This is a genomic window from Neobacillus notoginsengisoli (assembly GCF_003515685.1).
In the GTDB taxonomy this organism is placed as follows: domain Bacteria; phylum Bacillota; class Bacilli; order Bacillales; family Cytobacillaceae; genus Bacillus_D; species Bacillus_D notoginsengisoli.
Genome location: NZ_QWEG01000014.1, coordinates 67,764 through 91,103 on the forward strand (window position 1 = coordinate 67,764; position 23,340 = coordinate 91,103).

The 23,340-nt window shown below is 43.9% G+C and carries 19 protein-coding genes; 11 read left to right on the top strand and 8 right to left on the bottom strand.

Annotation, left to right across the window (positions count from 1 at the left end):
- Positions 1-25: 25 nt before the first annotated feature.
- Positions 26-517: a DinB family protein gene (locus D1B31_RS19475; protein WP_118923550.1), complete on the bottom strand. Its 492-nt coding sequence runs from the start codon at positions 515-517 to the stop codon at positions 26-28.
- Between the two features lie 183 nt (positions 518-700).
- Here D1B31_RS19475 and D1B31_RS19480 point away from each other — a divergent pair, with 183 nt between their 5' ends.
- Positions 701-1,738, top strand: coding sequence for a GGDEF domain-containing protein (locus tag D1B31_RS19480; RefSeq protein WP_118923552.1), 1,038 nt, complete (start codon positions 701-703; stop codon positions 1,736-1,738).
- 588 nt (positions 1,739-2,326) lie between these two features.
- Here D1B31_RS19480 and D1B31_RS19485 read toward each other — a convergent pair.
- Together D1B31_RS19485 and D1B31_RS19490 are read right to left on the bottom strand one after the other, a co-directional pair.
- Entirely contained in the window at positions 2,327-3,610 is a 1,284-nt protein-coding gene (locus tag D1B31_RS19485) for an MFS transporter (RefSeq protein WP_118923554.1), read from the bottom strand.
- A 3-nt stretch (positions 3,611-3,613) separates the two neighbouring features.
- On the bottom strand, positions 3,614-4,078 hold the full coding sequence (locus D1B31_RS19490; protein ID WP_240035354.1) for an ArsR/SmtB family transcription factor: 465 nt from the start codon (positions 4,076-4,078) through the stop codon (positions 3,614-3,616).
- 299 nt (positions 4,079-4,377) lie between these two features.
- On the opposite strand from D1B31_RS19490, the gene D1B31_RS19495 reads away from it, so the two are divergent.
- Positions 4,378-5,214, top strand: a complete 837-nt coding sequence (locus tag D1B31_RS19495) for a VOC family protein (RefSeq protein ID WP_118923610.1) — start codon at positions 4,378-4,380, stop codon at positions 5,212-5,214.
- A gap of 47 nt (positions 5,215-5,261) precedes the next feature.
- Here D1B31_RS19495 and D1B31_RS19500 read toward each other — a convergent pair whose 3' ends face one another.
- Entirely contained in the window at positions 5,262-6,596 is a 1,335-nt protein-coding gene (locus D1B31_RS19500; protein ID WP_118923555.1) for a hemolysin family protein, read from the bottom strand.
- 707 nt (positions 6,597-7,303) lie between these two features.
- Between D1B31_RS19500 and D1B31_RS19505 the strand changes: the two genes are divergently transcribed.
- Positions 7,304-7,663 carry an anti-sigma regulatory factor gene (locus D1B31_RS19505; protein WP_240035357.1) on the top strand — a complete coding sequence of 120 codons (360 nt, stop codon included), beginning with the start codon at positions 7,304-7,306 and terminating at the stop codon, positions 7,661-7,663.
- Positions 7,664-7,818: 155 nt separating this feature from the next.
- Here D1B31_RS19505 and D1B31_RS19510 read toward each other — a convergent pair whose 3' ends face one another.
- The gene (locus tag D1B31_RS19510; protein WP_118923560.1) at positions 7,819-9,096 is read right to left on the bottom strand and encodes a cation:dicarboxylate symporter family transporter; all 1,278 of its coding nucleotides are present in this window, start codon (positions 9,094-9,096) and stop codon (positions 7,819-7,821) included.
- A 192-nt stretch (positions 9,097-9,288) separates the two neighbouring features.
- A complete protein-coding gene (gene uptA, locus D1B31_RS19515; protein WP_118923562.1) occupies positions 9,289-9,873 on the bottom strand; it encodes an undecaprenyl phosphate transporter UptA in 585 nt (194 codons plus the stop codon).
- Positions 9,874-10,016: 143 nt separating this feature from the next.
- Here uptA and D1B31_RS19520 point away from each other — a divergent pair, with 143 nt between their 5' ends.
- Positions 10,017-10,919 carry a Gfo/Idh/MocA family protein gene (locus D1B31_RS19520; RefSeq protein WP_118923564.1) on the top strand — a complete coding sequence of 301 codons (903 nt, stop codon included), beginning with the start codon at positions 10,017-10,019 and terminating at the stop codon, positions 10,917-10,919.
- Between the two features lie 142 nt (positions 10,920-11,061).
- On the opposite strand, the gene D1B31_RS19525 is transcribed toward D1B31_RS19520, so the two are convergent.
- Positions 11,062-12,729: a mechanosensitive ion channel gene (locus D1B31_RS19525; RefSeq protein WP_240035355.1), complete on the bottom strand. Its 1,668-nt coding sequence runs from the start codon at positions 12,727-12,729 to the stop codon at positions 11,062-11,064.
- A gap of 165 nt (positions 12,730-12,894) precedes the next feature.
- On the opposite strand from D1B31_RS19525, the gene D1B31_RS19530 reads away from it, so the two are divergent.
- Entirely contained in the window at positions 12,895-13,800 is a 906-nt protein-coding gene (locus tag D1B31_RS19530) for a diacylglycerol/lipid kinase family protein (protein WP_192894808.1), read from the top strand.
- Between the two features lie 35 nt (positions 13,801-13,835).
- On the opposite strand, the gene mgtE is transcribed toward D1B31_RS19530, so the two are convergent.
- The gene (gene mgtE / locus D1B31_RS19535; RefSeq protein ID WP_118923570.1) at positions 13,836-15,194 is read right to left on the bottom strand and encodes a magnesium transporter; all 1,359 of its coding nucleotides are present in this window, start codon (positions 15,192-15,194) and stop codon (positions 13,836-13,838) included.
- 571 nt (positions 15,195-15,765) lie between these two features.
- On the opposite strand from mgtE, the gene D1B31_RS19540 reads away from it, so the two are divergent.
- The 6 genes from D1B31_RS19540 (at position 15,766) to D1B31_RS19565 (ending at position 22,857) form a co-directional block, all read left to right on the top strand.
- Entirely contained in the window at positions 15,766-16,542 is a 777-nt protein-coding gene (locus tag D1B31_RS19540; RefSeq protein ID WP_118923572.1) for a hypothetical protein, read from the top strand.
- A gap of 240 nt (positions 16,543-16,782) precedes the next feature.
- A complete protein-coding gene (locus D1B31_RS19545) occupies positions 16,783-17,853 on the top strand; it encodes a D-alanine--D-alanine ligase (protein ID WP_118923574.1) in 1,071 nt (356 codons plus the stop codon).
- A gap of 59 nt (positions 17,854-17,912) precedes the next feature.
- Positions 17,913-19,304: a UDP-N-acetylmuramoyl-tripeptide--D-alanyl-D-alanine ligase gene (locus tag D1B31_RS19550; protein ID WP_118923576.1), complete on the top strand. Its 1,392-nt coding sequence runs from the start codon at positions 17,913-17,915 to the stop codon at positions 19,302-19,304.
- A gap of 27 nt (positions 19,305-19,331) precedes the next feature.
- Positions 19,332-20,045 carry an alpha/beta hydrolase gene (locus D1B31_RS19555; protein WP_118923578.1) on the top strand — a complete coding sequence of 238 codons (714 nt, stop codon included), beginning with the start codon at positions 19,332-19,334 and terminating at the stop codon, positions 20,043-20,045.
- Positions 20,046-20,320: 275 nt separating this feature from the next.
- Positions 20,321-21,742, top strand: coding sequence for a degradosome RNA helicase CshA (gene cshA, locus D1B31_RS19560; RefSeq protein ID WP_420846134.1), 1,422 nt, complete (start codon positions 20,321-20,323; stop codon positions 21,740-21,742).
- Between the two features lie 377 nt (positions 21,743-22,119).
- The gene (locus tag D1B31_RS19565; RefSeq protein ID WP_338036495.1) at positions 22,120-22,857 is read left to right on the top strand and encodes a nuclease-related domain-containing protein; all 738 of its coding nucleotides are present in this window, start codon (positions 22,120-22,122) and stop codon (positions 22,855-22,857) included.
- Positions 22,858-23,340 lie beyond the last annotated feature (483 nt).

Sequence of the window (23,340 nt, forward strand, 5' to 3'; positions counted from 1 at the left end):
GCATCGGAAAATCGATGCCTTTTTGCTATTCTGAAAGCTTCTTCTCAGGCAAAAGCCCGCGCCCGATAAAGTTTGCAGAGACCGGCTTCCTGCCCAGCTCTCTCGCCCAAACGGATAATTGACCTATATGGTGAATCTCGTGGGCTATTACATGGCGCATCACTTCACCCCATGTGTCTGTAAGAATTCGTCCATCAGGCGTTGTTTCCTGATAAAGATTATTCTCTTTACTAGAATCCCAATTTCTGACGAACGCTTCAACTTCTTCATGAAACCTTGCATCAAGCTCCCTGATTTTTTCGAGGGTGCTGTGTTTTTCAAAATCTTCCTGGAAATCCGGCTTTCCTTGAATGAGCCGAATCCAGCTCCATTCCACGTCGATAATATGGAAAAGGGTTTGAAGAATACTGCCTACTCCTCCGGTTCGTTTTGCCAATAGTTCTTCCTGGCTTACTTCCTCGCACCATTGAACCCATTCTTTCCGAACCATCCAGTTATAGCGAAACAATGCTTCCAACTTGCTCCCCTCCTATTAATGCAATCTTACTATGTTTTCTAGGATATCTGCGAATCATTTTGAAAAAAGTCAAACATTTGCTTAGACGAGGAGAGGAATTATAGTATAGTAATGTTATAGGGAAAATAATGGAAAATCATACATACCTACTTTACTTATTAAGGCCAAACGGAGGCAGCCCTAATGGCAAAACAATACAAGTCATTAACTTCATTGAAACGAGCAATCTATTTATGGGTTATTCCTTGTATACTCGTTTCTCTTTTGCTTAACAACTTTTTGCAAAACAATGCAAACGAAGATTTTTTTATCAGTTCAATACTTAATACGGTCCTGATGGCCTGGTTCAGCGTTAGTTGGTTTATGATCTTTATGAACAGTAAGATTCGCTTTATTGAAATTTCAAATTTATTCCTGGTCAGTCTCTATCATATTATTACATTTTATGATGCTGTCTATAGTGTTATTTTAAAGGGCCACGATTCACTTGGCGATTTTATCATTTGGATGCCGATTTTTATGGCCTACATCTTTATCACTTTAAAAAACAGGCAGGGCCTTCTGTTCTCCCTTATGTTAGTTGCGATCACTCTTATTCCAGGAATCCTGAACTTCGGGAAATTTTCAGCTGAACAGATTGATTCTTTTACGCAATTTTATTTGGCCAATATTGTTTATATTGTTGCGCTGTATTTTGCCCGCCATTTGCTGGAGGTCTATTCGGAACTGGCTGTTGCCAAAAGGGATGCTTATATTGATTCACTGACAGGGATTGCAAACCGCCACCAGATCGACAAGTGGCTCGGGCATTATATTGAGAAATCCGAGAGCGGCAAAGGGTCATTTTCAGTTGCTTTTTTCGACATTGATCATTTTAAGACAGTAAATGACCTGCACGGGCATCAAGTAGGAGATGCTGTTCTAAAGGAGCTTGTAAAGCTGATTAAATCTGAGCTCAATCGGGAAGAGTTATTCGGGCGCTGGGGAGGCGAGGAGTTTATTGTTATAATCAAAAAGCCTGAAGAAGCGGCAGTGGAGCTTGCCGAACGATTACGAAAACGGATGGAATCACATCATTTCCCTATTGCCGGCAAAGTAACTTCAAGCTTTGGGGTTGCAGGATTTCAAAAGGGGGATACCATTATTACTCTCCTGGATAGGGCTGACAAAGCGCTCTATCTTTCTAAGCATGCAGGGAGAAACAAGGTTGAAAGGACATAGGCACCGGCTTTTTGGCGGGCGCCTGAAATGAATCACTCAAGGATGGTTTGCGTGACAACAGAACTCTAAAACGCTGTCTGATTGTCACTCAAGAGTAGTTTGCGTGACAACCAAGCTCGGCAACGCTGCCTAGTTGTCACTCAAGGATGGTTTGCGTGACAACCAAACCCGAAAATGCTGTTTAGTTGTCACTTAAGAGCGGTTTGCGTGACAACCAAACCCGAAAATGCTGTTTAGTTGTCACTTAAGAGCGGTTTGCGTGACAACCAAACCCGAAAATGCTGTTTAGTTGTCACTTAAGACCGGTTTGCGTGACAACCAAACCCGAAAATGCTGTTTAGTTGTCACTTAAGAGTGGTTTGCGTGACAACAAAACTCAAAAACTCTGTTTGGTTGTCACTCAAGCGTGGTTTGCGTGACAACCAAACCCGAAACCGCTTTCTGGTTGTCACTCAAGTATGGTTTGCGGTGACAACCAAACCCGAAAATGCTGTTTAGTTGTCACTCAGGAGCGGTTTGAGTGACAACAAAACTCGAAAGCTCTGTTTGGTTGTCACTCAAGTATGGTTTGCGTGACAACCACACACTTTAGGCTCCTGTACGGGCAGGAAGCGGGGGAGCATCTTCGTTTTCCTCCTGCAAATGATGTGTAAAAGTTTTCTTCAGGACATGGTAGGTAACAAGAGTGAGGACACAAAAACCACAAACCGCCAAGATAAACCATACGGGCATTTTTTCAAATAATACCCCGAATAAAATTAATCCGATTGGAACCATACCGCTCGCACCAGCTTCAAGGAGGGCCATGACCCGTCCGCGCAGCTTGTCGGGCGTTTTCTTTTGCAAAAGGACAAAGATCGGCATATTGACGACCATGCCTAGGGAAGAGTTAATCAACACTAGTACAATCAGATAGACGAATATAAGTGAATTTGGGATGCCTGCAACTGCCGGAAGGCTTGGAAAACCGAGAAGAATAAGGATTACTGACATACCGGTCACGCCGCCAAGAATTGCACGTTCCTTATTTTTAATTTCCGGCCTGACCGAAAGAATGAGCGCGATTAGCAAGGTGCCGATCGAAAAGGCGCCTTCAATCACTCCGAGCTGGTAGGCGGGCATCTTCCTTACAATGAGGACAATATACGGCAGCGCAATTGGAGCAGCCGCATACCAGAAGTTCAGCCAGATCGCGAACAGGATAAGATGTTTAATGAAGGTTTCGTTTTTGACATAGACAAATCCCTGCTTCAGGTCCTCGAAGAAACCAGTGCTTTCCGAGTCATCCTTCTGACCTGCATATAAATTGTACCGGATGAATAAGCTGAACACACCGGAAATGGTGAAAGCTACAATATTGATGGCCATGAATGATGATATCGGCATAAACCCGAAAAGGGCGCCACCCAGCATTGGGCCGAGTATATTTGACAGCGATGCTGCTGACTGGTTTAAAGACATGGCCCTCTGTAAGTGATCGGGGCCAACCATGTTATAAACTGTGGAGGTTACCGCCGTGGAGTAGAACGTGTTGAATGTGGTCAAAACCGCCGTCGCTGCATATAAAAGCCAAATTTCCTGTGTAACGGTGGTGAAGAGAAAGAGGATGAATCCAAGCCAAATGGCACAGGCAAAATCCATGACAATAATGATTTTTTTTCGGTCAAACCGATCAGCCACTGTTCCTGCGAGCGGAGAGAGAACGATACGCGGAACACTCCCCATCAGAAGTGTAATTGCAAAATTGAGGCTTGAACCAGTTTGGTTAAGAATATAAAGACCGATGGCAAAACTGTAAATTGAGGAACCAAGGATGGCAATCAATTTGGCTGGGACAAACAGGAACAGGTTTCTTTTGACGGCTTGTTCCAAACGTTACACGTCCTCTCCGGAGGGATGTTTTTTAAACTCGAGTGAAAGCGTATAGGATGACCTGCCTTCTTTATGCGAGACAGTCCTTTTTAGCCATTTTTCCAAAAGGACATCATAATCATCTTCAAATTCTTTGAGCTCCTCTTCTGTAAACTCCAGGCTGATTCCCTTTGTCGTGATTCCTTTCCGCCTAGGGTCAGTTCCCTTTAAATGAAAATGGGTGGCTTTGGAACGGTAATACTTTTCGACAATCCCTTTGTTTTCCCTCGTTTCAGCAAGTTCAAGAATCCCTCCTTTATACAACAGTTGGATATGATAATGAATACTTCCGGCCGTTTTGCCAAGTTCATCCGCAACCTGCTTGGCAGTCATGATCCGCTCACTCAATAAATAAATGATCTTGTCTCTAAGAGGAGTTGAGATGAGTTTTTGTTGCTCAAGATTAATCTCCATTACTTTATAGTCCATTCTTAGCCCGCTTTCTAATTTATTATCTCGATTTAGGTTTATTGTACGTTCTAATAATTTAGAACGCAACAATAAATTTTTAATAATCCGAAAATGGTAGTTATCCGGTTGGATGTGTTGGTACATGTTTTAATTCTGAAACGGTTAATCTAAAAGAGGGACTAGCCGTCTTGGAAATCAACAATAAAGAATGGATTGGCTTCAGTGTGGCAAACGGATTCATTGACAGGAAGAATCCTCAATATTATCATTACTTACATAAAGTAACTAACTGTAGAAGGAGGGATGCCGCCTTGGAAATGAATTTTCATCGTTATCCAAATACATTCATAGGAACCGTCCATATTAAAGTTGAAAATCTTGAACGGTCGGTGGAGTTTTATCAATCGGTTATTGGGTTGCACATTTTAGATAAAGAGGAAAGATCGGCAGTAATGGGGGCAGGGACCCATCCGCTGCTTGTCATTGAAGAGCCGAAAAATGTTATCCCGAAGCAAGGGAGGACTACCGGTCTGTTCCATTTCGCAATTCTTTTGCCAACGAGAGCGGACTTGGGCAAAAAATTACGTCATTTGCTCGAGATTGACTACCCGATCGGCGCTTCAGATCATTTGGTCAGTGAAGCTCTTTATTTGGATGACCCCGATGGGAATGGAATTGAAATCTATGCTGACCGCCCTTCATCAGGCTGGAACTGGGCTAACCAAGAGGTTGAAATGGCAACGAAGCCACTTGATGCCCAAAGCTTGCTTGCCGAAGCTGGCAAGGAGAAGTGGATGGGAATCCCAGAGGGAACCATCATGGGGCATATTCACCTTCACGTTGCCAATTTAAAGGATGCGAAGAATTTTTATGGGGATGGGCTTGGATTTAATTTGGTCAGCCGCTATCCACAGGCTTTATTCATGTCAACCGGGGGCTATCACCATCACCTCGGATTGAATACGTGGAATGGCATCGGCGCTCCTCCGCCGAAGGATAACAGTGTGGGCTTAAAACAGTTCTCGTTAATTTTTGCTGGTGAGAAGGAACGCGGGGATGCAGCAAGCCGTTTAAAGGAAATAGGGGCCGAGGTAACAGAGGATTATAAGGTTAAGGATCCATCCGGAAACTTGATACAATTGAATGTCATATAAAAAAAACCTTTCTCCGCTGTCGGAGAAAGGTTTTCAATGTTTCTTAGTTAGTCTTCTGTATATTCCGATTCGGGTTCCGGTTCTTTGGCCTCCATTTTGGTAATATCTACATAAAGGATTTGGTGCCCATCGAGGTCGATAATCTTAAATGTATAGCCAAAATCAGTCAAAACGTCGCCGATTTTGACATCGTAAGTATGGGAAAGAATCCACCCTCCCAATGTGTCAATATCCTCATCCGATATCTCAATGCCCAGAATATCATTAACATCCTCGATAAGCACTTTGCCGCTCATGATATAATGTCCATCGTTGATTTTTCGTATATCTGCCACTTCATCCGCATCAAATTCATCCCGGATTTCACCGACAATTTCCTCCAGAATGTCTTCAACGGTAACAATTCCTGCTGTCCCTCCATACTCGTCCACAAGAATGGCCATGTGCGTCCGTTCCTTCTGCAGTTTTACAAGCAGTTCATGGATTGGAATAGTTTCTATGACATGTATAATCGGTTTTATGAAATGGCTAAGCGGCTTTTCCGTCAGGACATCAGGCGTTAATGTAGCCGTTAAGATTTCTTTAATGTTTACCATTCCGGCCACATTGTCCTTATCGCCGACGACGACAGGGTAACGGGTGTACTTTTCCCGCCTGATCGTTTCAAAAATCTCCTGCATGCTGTCATCAATGGAGAAGGTGACAATTTCAGTCCGGGGGACCATAATTTCCTTAGCGATCCTGTTATCGAACTCAAAAATGTTGTTCACATATGTTAATTCAGATTGATTGATTTCACCTTTCTCAAAGCTTTCGGAAAGAATAATCCGTAGTTCTTCCTCTGAATGGGCAAGTTCTCCCTCGGACGCCGGCTTTAATCCAAAAAGGCCTACCAGGAACCTGGCTGACCCGTTCAAAGCCCATATGAACGGATACATGACTTTATAGAACATAATAATCGGCTTGGAAAAAAACAAGGCAACTTCTTCAGCTTTTTGAATCGCAAAAGTTTTTGGGGCCAACTCTCCGACAACCACATGCAAAAAGGTGATGAATGAAAATGCAATGATGAAAGATAGGATTCCTGTAACAGATGGATTCAAATTAAAGTTTTTAAACACAGGGTCCAGTAATGCCTTGACTGTTGGTTCGCCGAGCCAACCGAGACCAAGTGCTGTAATGGTAATCCCGAGCTGGCAGGCTGATAAATACTCATCGAGATGGGTGATGACATGCTTAGCCGCCAAAGCCCCTTTTCTGTTTTCTTCTATCAGCTGATCAATCCTGGAACTTCTGACTTTAACGATTGCAAATTCAGTCGCCACAAAAAAGGCGGTTAAAGCAATTAAGACCATAACGAGCAGCAATTTCAGTATTGTCAATGGAACGCCCTGAAGGCCAGGGCTACACCTCCTGTTTTACACAGCATTTTTTGCATAACTGACTGCAGTCACTTGCAGGCAAGCGGACCTGCAAAGGAAAGATTGATTCGTTTTAATAACTTCTTACTATATTATTAACAAAACATTAAGGAGAATGGCAACTATTAGAGATGAGATGATACAAGAAGAATCGGAAGTTGCTTAGTATATGGCGAAAAATAGTGTGAAAAGCTTGTCCCTAACCCTCATATTCCGACAACATCTGCATTCCACTTATTCTATTATTTTAATAGTAAAGTTTTTATAGATGGACATGGTCCGTCTTGAGGCTGGGGCAGTCTTATAAAACTTGAGGAAAGACTATGGAAAAGTTGGGAAAATGACTTTAGGAATTTATTCCTGTAGTTATTTGCAAGGTTTTCCAGTATACTGAAGGAAGTAAAACCCATTGTAAACCTTCTCCAAATTGGGGAATTTATCGGGTAAGTTCGAATTTCACCTAAAAATTCTGCCAAAAATCTGCGGTATTTTGCAGTGAAATCGCTTGCGGGCCAGGAAGGATTTATTAAACCTTTCCGGCTTGTTTTGATAAGGGGGAATCAAGCATGGAGGTTTTTGAAATTACAAAACAAAACGGCCGGGATTGCCCATTCCATGGAACACAGCCAGATAAAATATATATTGAGATAAACTCGGAAAGCGATATTATGTCAGCGAGGCAAGAAGCGCGAGAAGTTTCGAAAACACTTGGTTTCAGCATGTTTAACCAGTCCCGGATTATTACTCTCATTTCGGAACTGGCTCGCAATATTTTTAAATATGCAGGAAAAGGTTATATCGTGATAGAGATAATAAAAAATCAAAATGGCTGCCTGGGCTTGAAAATCCAGGCGATTGATTGCGGCCCAGGCATCATGGATGTCAACCAGGCCCTTAGGCAGGGATATTCCACCTCGGGAAGCCTGGGTGCCGGATTGCCAGCCGTAAAAAGGATGGCTGATGAATTCTCGATCCAGACAGGTAAGGGGAAAGGAACCTGTGTCAATATTACAAAATGGCTTAACTAATCTGCTGATTAACGTTAATAGAACATAGTTTATATACCACATGTTTTTCATCCTTAAACCTTGAGGGTGATTTTTTTTGCAAAAAAACAGCCCCCAACCGATTGAATGGGGACTGTTTTGATTTCAGCAGGGATAGAATTTGCCCGTGAAGTAAGCTAGAGAACAACTGGTTCGCGTTGCTGCACCTCTGCTAAATAATCGGCTGCCTTCGTTTCGTCGAATTGTTTTTCCCATTTCGAGATGACAATGACCGCAAGTGAATTGCCAACGACATTTACCGCTGTCCGTGCCATGTCTAGGATCCGATCAATTCCGGCAATGAAAGCAAGCCCTTCAAGCGGAATGCCGACTGTGCCGAGAGTCGCAAGCAGTACAACGAATGAAACCCCTGGAACACCTGCGATTCCCTTAGATGTCACCATTAAAACGAGCATGAGGGAAAGCTGCTGGCTAAGAGATAGGTCGATTCCATACATCTGGGCAATGAAGATGGCGGCTAGTGCCTGATACAGGGTTGATCCATCCAAGTTGAACGAATATCCTGTCGGGATGACAAATGATGTAATTGCCTTCGAACAGCCGAACTTCTCCATTTTCTCCATCAGCTTTGGCAAAACTGTTTCCGAGCTTGCTGTTGAATAAGCTAAAATAAGTTCATCCTTCAGGATGGAGAATAAATGGAAAATGTTGATGCCAACGATGGCGGCGGTTGAGCCAAGTACAACGATGACAAAGAACAGCATCGTTCCATACGTTGTGAAAACAAGCTTGCTTAATGGAATGAGAGAACTGATTCCAAACTTTGACACAGTTACCCCGATTAACGCAAAAACCCCGAAAGGAGCGAATTTCATAATTTGATTGGTCACGAAAAACATTGCATCCGCTGTTCCTTGGAAAAAAGCCAAAACGGGCTTCCCCTTTTCACCAATTGCCGCCACCCCAAGGCCAAAGAAGACAGAGAAGAAAATAATGGCAAGCATATCTCCTTTTGCGAGTGAGTCAATAATATTCGCAGGGATGATATTGATAAAAGTATCAGCCAAACTGTGGGATTTGACCTCTTCAGTTGTGGAAAGGTAATTCCCTATATCGCCTTTTGTGAGTGCGCCCATATCAATTCCGCTGCCAGGATGGAACAGGTTTGCCGCCACAAGGCCGACAATGATCGCAACCGTAGTGATAATTTCAAAATAGAGAAGCGTCTTGCCGCCAAGCTTCCCGAGTTTTTTTATATCACCGACACCGGCAACTCCAACAATAATGCTTGATATAACAATTGGGACGACAATCATCTTGATCAGTCGGATAAAAATTGTGCCAACAGGCTGCAAGTAGTTCTGTACAGAGGCGTTGCCATAAAAAATAGCCCCAATGGCAATACCTAAAGAAAGGCCAATCAATATTTGCCAAGCTAAACTTATTTTTTTCATAAAACATCTAACTCCTTCAATAGAACACTATAAGATGATAGGACAGAATTGCAGGATTGAAAAAGAGCGGGGATAGTGTCGTTTTTGGAGAGACCAAAAAAGAAAAGACTATTCTACTTTAACAGGTTTTCTCTCTCTTTTTGTGACAAAAAATGCACATTTAGAGTAAAAAAGGTTGCCATTTTTGGCAACCTAACCCTTTTTTCGTTTTACAAGTACATAGGCGACTCCCAGTACAATCGCAAGCCCAAGAGCTGGAAGAACATACGGCTTGGCAACCTCTTTAATATTCGCCCAGTTATCACCAAGGACTACCCCAAGATAGAGGAAAAAAATCGTCCACGGAATAACTGCCGCAACTGTATAAAGTGTAAACTTAGTTGCCGACATTTTTGAAATGCCTGCCGGAATAGAAATCGCATGCCGGATAACCGGAATGAACCTTGCCGAAAAAATAACCCCGGCGCCATATTTTTTGAACCATTGCTCGGAAAGGTCAATATGATGCTGGCTGATAAATACATATTTCCCATACTTCTCTAAGAATGGACGGCCGCCATAGTACCCGGCCCAATAGAGGAACAACTGGGCGAATGTACCACCGATTGTTCCAGCCACGACTGCTAGCGGAAAGTTGATAATTCCCTGTGAAATCATATAGCCGCCATAGCCAAGGACAATCTCACTCGGAATGATTTCAATCATTAGCCCTATGGCAATGCCGAAATAACCTAGTTCAGACAATGTTGTTAAAATATTGAATATAAATTCTTTCATAGTCCACCTGCTCAAAATTAATATCACACTCTAGTTTATCTCAGAATGGTTAGAGAAACAATCGAGGACTTCCTTTCCCTATTCTTGCCAGCTTGAAAGTTTAAGAGTAGTGTAAGGGAAAAAGGAGTCAAGGAGGCGGGAACATGAAAGTTGGGCTCATTGGGCTGGGTGATATCGCACAGAAAGCATATCTCCCCTTAATTAGTAAAATGGAGAATATCGAATGCCATCTCTATACGAGAGATAGAAAGAAACTTGAAGCACTTGGGCAAAAGTACAGATTCCCTGTGTTAGCTTCAAGTCTTGAAGAAATGCTGTCGAGTGGGATTGAAGCGGCATTCGTGCATTCCTCGACCAGTTCGCATGCTGAAATCGTCCGGCAGCTGCTCGAAGCCGGTATCCATGTCTTTGTAGACAAGCCGTTCACAGACAATTTTGCGGAAGCCAGAGGACTGGTTGAACTGGCTGAAAAACAAAACAGGATATTAATGGCGGGGTTCAACCGGCGATATGCGCCTGCCGTCAATAAGCTAATAGAAGTTGTGAATCCGAATCTTGTCCTTGTGCAAAAGAACCGCCATTCACTGCCGGGCGATATTCGTACATTTATTTATGATGATTTTATCCATGTGATTGACACCCTCAGATACCTATTTCCCTATCCGATTGAGGAGCTAATTGTAAATGGGAGAAAGGATGGTCCTACACTTTATCATGTTGTCATCCAGTTTGTTTCGCCTGAAGGGACAGCGATAGGAATAATGAACAGAGACAATGGCGCGACGGAAGAGATTGCGACAATTATGGGACCCGAGGAAAAGAGAACAGCCTATAACCTTTCAAGGCTAATAATTTCGAAAGGCATGGAGGAAACTGAGGTTCGTAGCGGTGATTGGGAGGAGACATTAGTCAAACGCGGGTTTGTTTCAATGACAGAGGATTTTCTGAAAGCTGTTCGAACAGGATCGGCGGTTAAAACTTCAGCTCAGGACGCGCTGGAAACGCACAGAATTTGTGAAGAAGTTATTTCGCAATTAGAGAAATAATCAATCAAACGTTTGATTGAATTCCATGAATGTACAGCCAGGAACAGAGTCCTTCAGTCAAGACGAATTTCTTGACGTCTAACTTATCATTATTTCAAAAACACACTGCCGGATGCATCATGCAACCGGCAGTGTGTTTTGTTTATCTTTTATTAAACGGATTGTTCGGATCGTTTGGATCATGGTTATTCGGATCCGTATACGGATTATTAGGGTTTATGGTTCCCGGCTGGCCGCCATTGTTCATTGGCCTGCCATGCTGTCCTGCTTGATCTCTTAAAAAATCTCCCGTTTGTCCTGGGGGCAGTTTGACAACCGTTGTTTGTTCAATCTTTTGGTCTAGGCGCGCAAGATATTTAGAGGCAAACTCTTTGCCGCCAAGGCCGAAGGAAAGCCCGAATGCCAACGCGAGTCCGCCTAATGTCAGGATGAAAGCTGCATTTACAATTGAAGCCGCAACTCCAAGCTGATCGAGCGCCATAAAGACTGAGATGGCAATGACCGCATATTTTGCCACAGAGGAAAGGAGCCCGAAATGCGGTCCCTGCAGCATACTTGCCAGTAGTTTCTTAATGAAATTGCCAATCCAAAGGCCAACCATCAAGATAATCACCGCAGCCAAAACATTTGGCAGATACGCGATGACACCAGTTGCGAGTGTTACAAGGAAATCCAGGCCTACAAGATTCAGCGCTTCAACTGTAAACAGGAGAACAATGAGAACCTGGGCAATGGTGCCGACAATCTTGGACAGAGAGAGTGTGGCGGCAGTCCCTTTGCCGATTCCGATCCCTTTTAGGAATCCGTTAAAGCCGGCCCGGTCGAGCAGTTCTGTCACGAAACGATTTGCCCAGCGGCCGAGCCAAATACCGACCAAGACCATAACGATGGCGACGACGATGTTAGGAAGCATGGTCAGAACATCGTTAAGCATATTGATGGCGGGTCCGGAAATGCCCTTCAAGTCCAGCCTATCAAGTGCAGCAATCACTGCAGGTATTAGAATTAGGACAAATACGATTGTGCCAATGACGGAAGACAGGCTTGTTCCTTCAAACATTTTTCTGAGGCCGAAGCGTTCAACGAGCCGTTCAAGCCCTAACCCCTGCAAAAGATTCGTTACGATATCTCGAACTATTTTTGCAATGAACCAGCCGACGAGAATAATAAGGGCGGCAGAGAACAGTTTCGGAATGAAAGCGAGGAAACTGCCGAGCATGTCTGAAAACGGCCCTGAGATTCCCTGGATATTAAGGGCTGCCAGCACTCCAGGAAGAAACATGAGTAATACTAGGTAAAAAACAATTTTAGCAATCCGGTCCGCGAGAAGCCCAGGATCTTCACTATCTTTCGTAAGATTCAGCTTTTGCGATAGCTGATGAACCCTTAGTGTCCTGCCGCCTTTCTTAATTAGGTAGCTTAATCCTGTTGCGACAAGCCAGGCAACCGCGAAGATTAGGGCAGCCTTTAACAGGCTTGGGATTGCGGCAGTGATTGCTGTGAGCATGGCAATTAATGGCCCTGTAATCAGGTGAAGGTCAAGGATATTAAAGAATAGGATGAAAACGAAAACCAGCAAAATATAGTAAACGATTTTACTGATGACTTTTTCGGATGAAAATTTCCGATCCTTCACATGGGAGAAGAGACGGTTATCAAAGTTTGACTTTTGCAGTAATTTATAAACTCCCTTTTCGATGGCCTTAGCGATCAACCAGCCTATGAGCAATACAGCGAGTGCCAGTAAAAAATCGGGGATTTTATAAACGAGCCTGTCCCAGCCGCTCCAGAATTGATAATTATTATCCAATGAATGTTCCTCCTTCAACGTTTTCTTTAAACTATTGTTATTGGTGATATACCCATGATAAAAGTCCCTAAACAGCAATTTGCCAAGTGCGATGTTATCTATACAGAACAAGTTGGGTATAGATTGGGGAAAGAGAATTTTTTGAATTTGAGGAGTGACCGCGTAGTGGCCAGGTTTAAACATGCGATATTCATTTACAATGCAAATGCTGGACAAAAAGATATTTCTAGAACACTTAGGATTTGTGTTCCCATTCTAAGTTCGGCCATCGACGAATTGCTTTTGTTGAAAACCGACAGACCTGGCCATGCACAACTGCTTTGCAGTGAATATGGGGAACACACGGATCTGGTTGTGATTCTGGGCGGGGATGGAACTGTACACGAATGCGTAAATGGTCTTGCATCTTTAGCCAAAAGACCCGCCATCGCGATTTTGCCGGGAGGGACATGCAATGACATCAGCAGAACCCTCAATATGCCCCAAGATATTCGGCAGGCAGCAGAAACGGTCGTGTCGGGAAAACTTGTTCCATTGGACGCCATGGATATAAACGGACATTGTGCATTAAACTTTTGGGGGGTAGGACTTGTCACAGAAGTATCGAACAATATAAAGGATTCCGAGAAAGCGCTGTTGGGAAAGGTCAGCTATTACCTCAGTGCAATTCGGACAATGAGGGAAATGGAACCTTTTTCCTACACTGTCCAATGTGATGGGAAGTTGTACGAAGGAGAAGCGGTCATGGTCCTTGCAGCTAACGGACGGTATATAGGGACAAATGAGCTGCCATTCCGAAACATTCACGCCGACGATGGGAAAGCGAATGTTTTTATTATAAAAAATACAAATCTGGCACTTATGAAGGAAGTATTCACCTTGGATATTACATTGGAAGAGGATTCCGCAAGTGAGGTTCTTCATTGCAGTGGAAGTGAAATTGTGATTCAAACTGAAAGCAAAATGGAGGCAGACATGGACGGGGAAGTTTATTTAGAAACACCGGCTCATATTCGGGTCTTGAAGCATCATTTTTTTGCCATTGTGCCAAGTTCTGGGAGTTTAGGTTAGGGAAGAACGTTAAAAAGGGCGGTGGTCCGCCCTTTTTACTTAAGCTGATTTAAAAACAATGTAGCAATACCGAAGTAAGTGATTAATGAAAAAATATCGTTCAAGGTTGTGATGAGTGGTCCTGAAGCCACCGCCGGGTCAATATTAAAATGGTATAGAACGAGAGGAATGACTGTCCCTGCAAGTGTTCCAATGATGAGAGTGAGGAAAAGGGAAGAGCCGACAACAATTCCCAGAATCAAATCTCCCTGCCAAATAAAAGCAATCACCGAAATAAGCAGGGCGCAGGTCAGGCCAATGATCAAGCCGACCCCCAGTTCCCTTGAGACGAGCCGGAAGATTACTTTTTTATCGATATCAGTGGAAATGAGTCCCCTTACAACGACTGCCAGGGACTGTGTACCGGTGTTACCGGTCATCCCGGCAATCATCGGCATGAAAAATGCCAAGGCTACTACCTTTTCGAGCGTTTCTGAATAGGAACTGATAATCTTCCCTGAAACAAGTCCGATAAAGAGGAGAAGAATCAACCACGGGAGCCTCCGATATGCAGCTGTGAAGGCTCTTGTGTCAAAGTCAATCGACTTACCAGCAGCCGAAAGTTTTTCAATATCCTCGTTCGCTTCCTGAATGAAGACGTCAATAATATCATCGACTGTCACGATTCCCATAAGGACATTGTCTTCATTTACAACGGGTATGGCCATGAAGTCATATCGCTCAATCATTCTGGCGACCTCTTCCTGGTCCATCATGTCCGAGACCGCGATAACCCGTTCGAACATAATGTTCTTAATGATTTCATCTGCATCGGCAATCAGCAAATCACGATAGGAGACAACGCCGACAAGCCGTCTCTTTTCATCTATTACATATAAATAATTGATTGTTTCGGCAAAATCAGCAAATGACCTCAATTTTCCGACTGCATCGCGGACGGTATAATAATTCCGAATCCAGACGAATCGATTTGTCATCAGTCTTCCCGCTGTTTCGGGCGGGTAGTTCATAATATCCTGAACGATTTTTGACTCTTCCTTCTTCATTCCGGACAGAAGGGAGGTAATCCTCTCAGGAGAAAGTTCTTCCAAAAGGGAGGCGAGGTCGTCATTATCCATCAGGTCCAGGACTTTTCCTGTTTTTTCAACCCCGAGTTTATTTAGGACCTCCAATTGTTGGTCAGTATCAAGCTCTTCCAGCAAATCAGCGAGGAGATGTGCGTTAAGGAACAAGAGGAAACGGGTCTTGTGCTTGATCGGGAAACTCTCATACAGCTTCGCCACATCATACGGCTGCAACTCATCCACAATGGCTTCGAAATCTTTCTTTCTGTTTTCTATAATGGCTTTAAGTGCCTGTAGAGTAATTTCATCCTCTGTCATATTTTTAATCATGCACTCACGCTCCTTTCCAGCAGCATCACTGCCATGTACCATTATATGAGAAAATGCAGTAATTTGAAATGATAAAGTGAATCTTCCATCAGTGGGGCGCTTTTCCCCACTGATGGTTAGCCGCGCGGAGCCCGATTGGTTCAACTAAGCCGCTGAAGGACACAGCGGCAAGTTTCACTGTAATTCACCAATCGGACCTTAAGGCGCAGTTGCCTCCGGAGAAGGCTTACTGCGCCTTAAGGTGGGGCAAAGTGAATCTTCCATCAGTAGAATGCCTTTCCCTTGCTGATGGTTAGATAAACCATATAGGGACAGTGCCTCCGAGAAGGTATACCCTTAAGCGTTGGGAAAACGCTAAGCGATTGTTCCAATATAAAGATTTCCCTAATTTGAAGCAAATAGGCAAGAGATTCTTTTAGCCAAAGAGAAAGTATGGTTCATTTTAACTGATATATGTGTTCTCGGCGCCTGTTAAAATTGTTTGCTTGGAAGGTATGTTTACATGCGAAAATTTCCCCGGTTTTTGTTATGATGGGTAGGGAACTTTAATATGGAACGGAGGAGTTTGCCTTTGAAAAAGCATAATCGGGACGTACGGGACCTCATCTATGTCCATCTCAACCAGCCAGCTCAATATGTCATGTCCTGCGGTATCGAATTCCGTGAGTTTGCCGCTGCTTTTTCAGAGTTTGCAAATCATCTTCTATTATTGAAACATCAATTCGACGATGGGGATTTTAACCGGCATACTAGGTTTGAATATGTTCCGAGAGAACGGATTGGTAAACTGGCCCGTGAGGATATACATGCGTACGGGGATTTTTGCTGGGTTGATTTTGCGGAGGAAGAAGGCTTGAATGAGCTGAATGGCCAAGAGATTGCTGAACTGCTCTATCTCGGCCATTTGAAACATCATTTAAGGACGCCTTTCTATAATCAGCTTGATAACAGATTTGTTTATCTGGCCCATGATGACGGCTGGTTCAATAAAACATATTACCGCAGCTTCACGGACTTTTTTTCTATGCTTGGCTATGTCATTCCGTTAAAGCTTGGGGATCTAAAACTCGAAAAGACATTGTTCGGAATTAAGAAAAGGCGTTCGTATCCGATTGTAAACAAAGAGCTCCTTATTTCATTGGTTCCGTATATGAAAGAAGGAATCTGCATTTCAATTAAGGATGCGGAGCTGCAAAGGGGCAGGGTTGAAATACCTGTCTGGGTGATAGGTGACTTTGCCAATATGGACGATATGGTTGAGGCATACAGCCAATCTGTCAGAAAGCCTTGCCACGCAAAAATCGTTTTTGACAAAAAAACAAAAGAATGGAAGCTGTTTGTCATATAGGGAAAGACAGATCTCCCAAGCTAGGTTCATTTAAGGCCTAAAATCAATTTACGTAAGATCTGGTTTTGACAGGCGTTGGTTCACATAAAATAATAAATGGAAGACAATGATCGTTCCTTTCTGCTTTTTTGTGGTGGTAAAATAGGAGAGCGAAAGGAAAGGCAAAGCCTGTAACCAGGGAACTGGTTTAGGCTGAAGAAGGCCTGAATGATGGATTAATTAATTGGGAGGTTCAGAGAGATGAAAACAAAACTCGGTTTGTTATATGGTGGAAAATCTGCGGAGCATCAAGTTTCCCTACAGACAGCAATGGCCGTCATCAAGGCGCTTGATGTGAATAAATTTGATATTTATCCGATTTACATAACGGTGGAAGGACAATGGCTAAAAGGGCCGCAGCTTCAAGGGCCGGTGAACTCTGTCAAGGAATTGGCGTTTTCATCTGATCAGGAGGAAGGAGCTTTGGCGCCAGCCATTTTTTCGGGGAAGACCGGGAACGGTGGAATGGATGTTATTTTCCCCCTTTTGCATGGACCGAATGGTGAGGACGGAACCGTCCAAGGCTTGCTCGAATTATTAAATCTCCCTTATGTTGGCAATGGAGTGCTTGCATCTTCGGCTGGGATGGATAAGGTCATCATGAAAAACATTTTTGCCGAAGCGGGCCTGGCCCAGGTTGATTATACTTCCTTTATCCGCAGTGAATGGGAGGCGGATAAAGAGGGAGCCTATGAAAAAGTTGAAAAGCAACTTGGCTACCCGTGCTTTGTGAAGCCGGCGAACTTGGGGTCGAGTGTCGGGATCAGCAAGTGCCGTAACCGTGAAGAGCTTGAGCAGGCATTCAAGGAAGCGTTCCTTTTTGACAGGAAAGTCATTATTGAAGTCGGCGTAAAAGCCAGGGAAATTGAAGTTGGTGTCCTCGGCAATGATGCCCCTGAAGTATCGGTTGCCGGTGAAATTGTCCCGAAAAAAGACTTTTATGATTACAAGGCAAAATATGAAGATGGCAATACGGCCTTGATCATCCCAGCGGATATTGATAAAGAAACTTACACCCGTATCCACGATATGGCAATCAAGGCTTTTAAGGCATTGGATTGCGCTGGTCTAGTCCGTGCGGATTTCTTCTTGACGGAAAACGGAACGGTATTAATTAATGAAATCAATACGATGCCTGGATTTACACCGTTCAGTATGTTCCCGCTCCTTTGGAAGCATACTGGAGTGGAATACCCAGAATTAATTGAAAAACTTGTAAATCTGGCACTTGAAAGGCATACAGAAAAGCAGAGCATTAAACATACTTTTTAGAAAAAGCTGGAAGGACACTGCTAGTGAAGTGTCCTTTTTTGCCATAGGAGGGAATCTGGGTGATTCGGAAAACGGTTAAAGACATTACGGACATGATTGAGGTGCTGAATGACACGGTGTCCATTGCGGACATCTTAATCAGCGGTGTTTCAATTGATTCGCGGAAAATAGAAAAAGGCCAATTGTTCGTGCCTTTTAAAGGTGAGAAAGTGGATGGACATAAGTTCGTCGAAGGAGCGATTAAAAATGGAGCGGCCGCAGCCTTTTGGCAAAAGGATGTCCCAAACCCGCCGGAGGGCCTGCCGTTATTGATTGTCGATGACTGCCTTGTGGCTCTTCAGGAATTGGCTAGGAGCTATCGCAAACAGCTCGGCGTTAAGGTAGTCGGCATCACTGGCAGCAATGGCAAAACAACGACCAAAGATATGGCGGCGAGCTTATTGTCCTTGAAATATAAAGTGCAGAAAACCGAAGGGAACTATAACAACCACATCGGCTTGCCGCTCACTGTGTTGAACCTTGATGAGGATACGGAAGTGGCAGTTCTGGAGATGGGCATGAGCGGCCGGGGAGAGATTTCTTTTCTAACGAAGCTCGCCAGCCCGGATGCGGTCATTATTACAAATATTGGCGAGTCCCATCTTCTTGACCTTGGCTCCAGGGAGGGAATTGCTGAGGCGAAGCTTGAAATTCTTGAAGGTTTGAAGGATGGCGGACTGGCTGTCTTGAACGGAGACGAGCCGTTGCTTATGGAAAGGCTGTCCGGCTTGAGCGAGTCTGTTAGCGTGCACACATTCGGGCGGACTGAATCCAATGACATGTATCCAGTCGGCATTGCACAGTCCGGAAGAGGAAATGAATTCGGCATCAATCTCTCAGAGCAGAGATTCTTTTTGCCGGTACTTGGCACCCATAATATTATGAACGCGTTGGCCGCGATGCTAGTTGCGAGGCATTTCTCCGTTCCATTCGAAGAAATGGCGGAAGGCCTCAAATCAGTCAAGCTCACACAGATGAGGATGGAGCTATCCGAAGGCCGAAATGGCGAAAAAATCATTAACGATGCGTATAATGCCAGCCCTACTTCAGTTAGCGCCGCCATAGAGCTCGTATCCAATCTCGATGGATTTGAGAATAAAATCCTCGTGCTCGGCGATATGCTGGAGCTTGGTCCATTGGAAGATGAATACCATCTCAAGATAGGTGAAAATCTGGAATCTGGCAAAATTAACCTGGTATTCACATACGGCAAGCTAGGTGCCAAAATCGCTGAAGGGGCTAAAAAGACACTTGGCGCTGAACGGGTTTACTCTTTCACTGACAAGGAAATGCTAAGTGAAGAATTAAAAAAACACACAAATGCACAAACATTAGTTTTAGTTAAGGCTTCGAGGGGAATGAAATTGGAAGAAGTAGTTGCATCCCTGGAGAAAGAAAGTAATAAGGGATAACTGTCCGGCTTGGAAGGTGATAGGGAAATGATAGGCTGTTTATGCATCCATGGCTTTACTGGTGCACCTTATGAAGTGCAGCCTCTTGCCGATTATCTGAAAGACAGGCACCCTGATTGGGTTTTCCGTGTGCCAACGCTCCCCGGCCACGGAGAAAGCCTATCCCTTCGGGGAATAAAATATAAACAATGGCTCGCCCATGCAGAACAAGAATATCTTGAACTGTCGAAGCAGTGCGATCAAATTTACGTCATCGGCTTTTCAATGGGCGGTCTGATCGCCAGCCACCTGGCAACTACTTATAAAGTCGATAAGCTTGTATTGCTGAGCGCTGCTGCCTATTATTTAAATCCTCGGCAGATGGCATCTGAATTGAAGGAAATGGCAAAGGATTTAGTTCAGGGAAATTTAGAGGAAAATGAATTATTCCTGCGTTATAAACGGAAAATAACACAAACACCTATTTCCGCCGCTATGCAGTTCCGGAAGCTCGTTGGATTCGTCCGGCCCCAGCTATGCCGGATTCAGACGCCGACTTTGATCGCACAGGGAGAAAGCGATAGCCTTGTCCCCCCGAAAAGTGCGGAGTTCCTTTATGAAACAATTCCGGCAAAACAGAAGCATTTGACCTATATAAAAGAATCGGCCCACCATATTTGCCATTGCCGGGAAAGAATTGCCCTTTTTTCCCAGGTTGACGCCTTTCTTGATGGTATGCACGAAATGCAGGAATCCTGCTAGAAGGCGTATGCTTAATTGCATTATATCGGCAAAAATGGTATGATAAGCACCAACGTGTCTAAAAGGTCGTGATTACAGGGCATACTCCTTGGGGAGAATGTCTTTTTTTTGCTAAAATAGAGGAATGAAAACGGAACAATGCTCTTATGTGAATTCGGGACGTTTTTCTGCACGTATAAAACTATATTTACAGCAACACATGAAGGAGAATGAAAACATTGATTAAGTTTGAAGAGTTAGGCATTAGCCAACCAACCTTGAAAGCCGTTCTCAAAATGGGTTTTGAAGAGGCAACGCCAATCCAGGCGGAAACAATTCCGCTTAGCATGCAAAATAAGGATTTGATTGGACAGGCCCAAACGGGTACAGGAAAAACAGCTGCGTTCGGCATCCCGCTCGTTGAAAAAATTGACCCTTCCATCCACGCCATCCAGGGGATTATCATTGCCCCTACACGTGAACTTGCCATCCAGGTTTCCGAGGAACTTTACAAAATTGGATCCGGCAAGCGCATTCAAGTATTGCCAATCTATGGAGGCCAAGATATCAGCCGCCAAATTCGTTCATTGAAAAAAGGCCCCCAAATTATTGTCGGGACTCCGGGAAGGCTCATTGACCATATCAACAGGAAAACAATGCGCCTAGACTCCGTGCACACCGCCATCCTTGATGAAGCGGATGAAATGCTGAATATGGGCTTCATTGAGGATATTGAAGCGATCCTCGCTCAAATTCCAACTGAGCGCCAGACGTTGTTGTTCTCTGCGACAATGCCCGCACCGATTCAGCGAATGGCTGAAAAGTTCATGAAGAATCCTCAGGTTATCCGTGTGAAGGCTAAGGAAATGACTGTTCCTTCCATCGAGCAGTACTATGTCGAGGTTCAGGAAAAGAATAAATTTGACGTTTTGACAAGGCTCCTAGATATTCAGTCCCCTGAACTGGCAATTATATTTGGGCGGACAAAGCGCCGGGTTGATGAGCTTGCAGAAGCTCTTACTTTACGCGGTTATACTGCCGAAGGAATTCATGGCGACCTGACCCAGGCAAAACGCATTTCCGTTTTGCGCAAGTTTAAAGAAGGTTCCATCGATGTCCTAGTAGCAACAGACGTAGCGGCGCGCGGACTTGATATTTCCGGCGTTACCCATGTCTATAACTTTGATATCCCACAGGATCCAGAATCCTATGTCCACAGAATCGGCCGTACAGGACGCGCCGGAAAAACTGGTGTCGCTTTGACATTTGTAACTCCGCGTGAAAGGTCTTACCTAGGCGTGGTCGAGCGGACTACGAAACGTAAAATGGAAAGAATGACGCCGCCAACCCTTGACGAAGCGTTGGAAGGCCAGCAAAAAGCAGTGGTTGAAAGGATCGAACAAACAATCGAAACCAACAACCTCCAATATTATAAAGCAGCCGCAACTGAGCTTCTTGAAAAACATGATGCTTCAGCAGTTGTTGCCGCTGTGTTGAAAATGCTGACGAAAGAGCCTGATACAACGCCTGTCAAGCTGACTGAAGAATCGCCTCTTCCACAACGAAGGGACCGTGACAGGAAGCCATTCAACAGAGGCGGACGCGGGGATTCCAAGGGCGGATATGACCGCCGCAAAAAGGGCTCCGGCTCCCGCTATGGTGAAAAGCGCCCGTACGAAAAGCGCACAGGCGGCAAGCCGCGTAGCTTTTCGAAATAAGGTAAGGTCCTGAATAATATTTTAAATTTTTACAGCACGGCTCTCCTTGGGGCCGTGTTTTTTTATTTTTGGAAAATGTTATACGTCCGTATTTGTGGTTTAAAATAATTATTTTTGCAAAATGCAACAAAATATTCACAACTTGATGGCGGATTTTTGTAACCGCTTTATACAATGAGGTTATAAGTGATGAAAGGAAGTGGAGTATGATAGTTAAAAGCCGTTCTGAATCATATGAGCTACAAGGTTTACGTTATCTTAACACGCGAATGGATCTTCCCGAAAATACCAAGTACCGCCTGTCGTACCTGGAGAAAGGTTATGAAGGTGAGGTGAAATTCGATGAGCTGACAAAGAACTTAAGTTAAGAAAGGTACATCCTCAATGGTCTGCTTTTAGAATTGAACGGATCGTATTTTCAACTTGATACAGTTATTATTTCAGGAGGTGTGATTCATTTAATTGATACAAAAAATTATAGCGACGATTATTTCTGGGAGAACGGAAAGTTATATTTTCTGTCGACAAAAAAGGAATGCAAAAATCCTGTCGAACAATTGAATAGGGGCCTGCTTCTGTTCAAGCAGCTTCTCCACAGCCTCAAACTGAATTACCTCGTTGAAGCTTTTGCTATCTTCATTCATCCTGAATTCACTTTATATCAAGCCCCCACGGATCTACCAATTATTCATCCAACCCAAGTAAAACGTTTTATAGATGAGTTGGACAAAACAAAATCTGTGCTGAATGATGGTCATAAAAAACTCGCCCAAGCGTTAATCAGCCTAAATCAACCGAAAAATCCCTTTGAAAAATTACCGGAATACAAATATGAGCAATTAAGGAAGGGGATTTTTTCAAAGTGTTGCGAAACTCAACTTTTTGTTGTGAACTTGAACCGTTTTTTATGTTTGAAATGCGGAGAGTCGGAAAAAATTGAAGATGCAATAATAAGAAATGTGAACGAGTATAAGTTTCTATTTCCGGACAGAAAAATAACAACTAGCAGCATACAGGAATGGTGCCAAACCGGGTTGAGTAAAAGGACAATTACAAGGGTATTAAAGAAACATTTTACTGCCTTTGGAAATACTAGTAATACTTTTTATAAATAAGGTTGGCTTTTGCTTCGGAAGTGGTTCTTAGTCCGAAGAGAGCACAAATTCGGACAGTGATTCCCCCAAAAAAGCATTTAGCTGTCCGAAGTAGTTCAATGTTCGGACAGCCACCCAAGTTTTAAGCGGTTCTCAGTCCGAAGAGGTCACAAGTTCGGACAGTGATTCTCCCAAAAAGCCTATAGCTGTCCGAAGTAGTTCAATGTTCGGACAGCCACGAGAGTATTAAGCGGTTCTCAGTCCGAAGAGGGCACAAGTTCGGACAGTGATTCCCCCCAAAAAGCCTTTAGCTGTCCGAAGTAGTTCAATGTTCGGACAGCCACCTGAGCTTTAAGCAGTTCTCTGTCCGAAGTGGGCACAAGTTCGGACAGTGATTCTCCCAAAAGTCCTTTAGCTGTCCGAAGTAGTTCAATATTCGGACAGCCAACCAAGTTTTAAGCGTTTCTCTGTCCGAAGAGGCCACAAGTTCGGACAGTGATTCTC

What these genes read in the sequence shown, in the direction of transcription:
- D1B31_RS19555 (WP_118923578.1), top strand. Translation starts at nt 19,332, where the DNA reads ATGATAGGCTGTTTATGCATCCATGGCTTTACTGGTGCACCTTATGAA.
- D1B31_RS19520 (WP_118923564.1), top strand. Translation starts at nt 10,017, where the DNA reads ATGAAAGTTGGGCTCATTGGGCTGGGTGATATCGCACAGAAAGCATAT.
- D1B31_RS19510 (WP_118923560.1), bottom strand. Translation starts at nt 9,096, where the DNA reads ATGAAAAAAATAAGTTTAGCTTGGCAAATATTGATTGGCCTTTCTTTA.
- D1B31_RS19545 (WP_118923574.1), top strand. Translation starts at nt 16,783, where the DNA reads ATGAAAACAAAACTCGGTTTGTTATATGGTGGAAAATCTGCGGAGCAT.
- D1B31_RS19495 (WP_118923610.1), top strand. Translation starts at nt 4,378, where the DNA reads ATGAATTTTCATCGTTATCCAAATACATTCATAGGAACCGTCCATATT.
- cshA (WP_420846134.1), top strand. Translation starts at nt 20,321, where the DNA reads ATGGGTTTTGAAGAGGCAACGCCAATCCAGGCGGAAACAATTCCGCTT.
- mgtE (WP_118923570.1), bottom strand. Translation starts at nt 15,194, where the DNA reads ATGATTAAAAATATGACAGAGGATGAAATTACTCTACAGGCACTTAAA.
- D1B31_RS19505 (WP_240035357.1), top strand. Translation starts at nt 7,304, where the DNA reads ATGTCAGCGAGGCAAGAAGCGCGAGAAGTTTCGAAAACACTTGGTTTC.
- uptA (WP_118923562.1), bottom strand. Translation starts at nt 9,873, where the DNA reads ATGAAAGAATTTATATTCAATATTTTAACAACATTGTCTGAACTAGGT.
- D1B31_RS19490 (WP_240035354.1), bottom strand. Translation starts at nt 4,078, where the DNA reads ATGGACTATAAAGTAATGGAGATTAATCTTGAGCAACAAAAACTCATC.
- D1B31_RS19480 (WP_118923552.1), top strand. Translation starts at nt 701, where the DNA reads ATGGCAAAACAATACAAGTCATTAACTTCATTGAAACGAGCAATCTAT.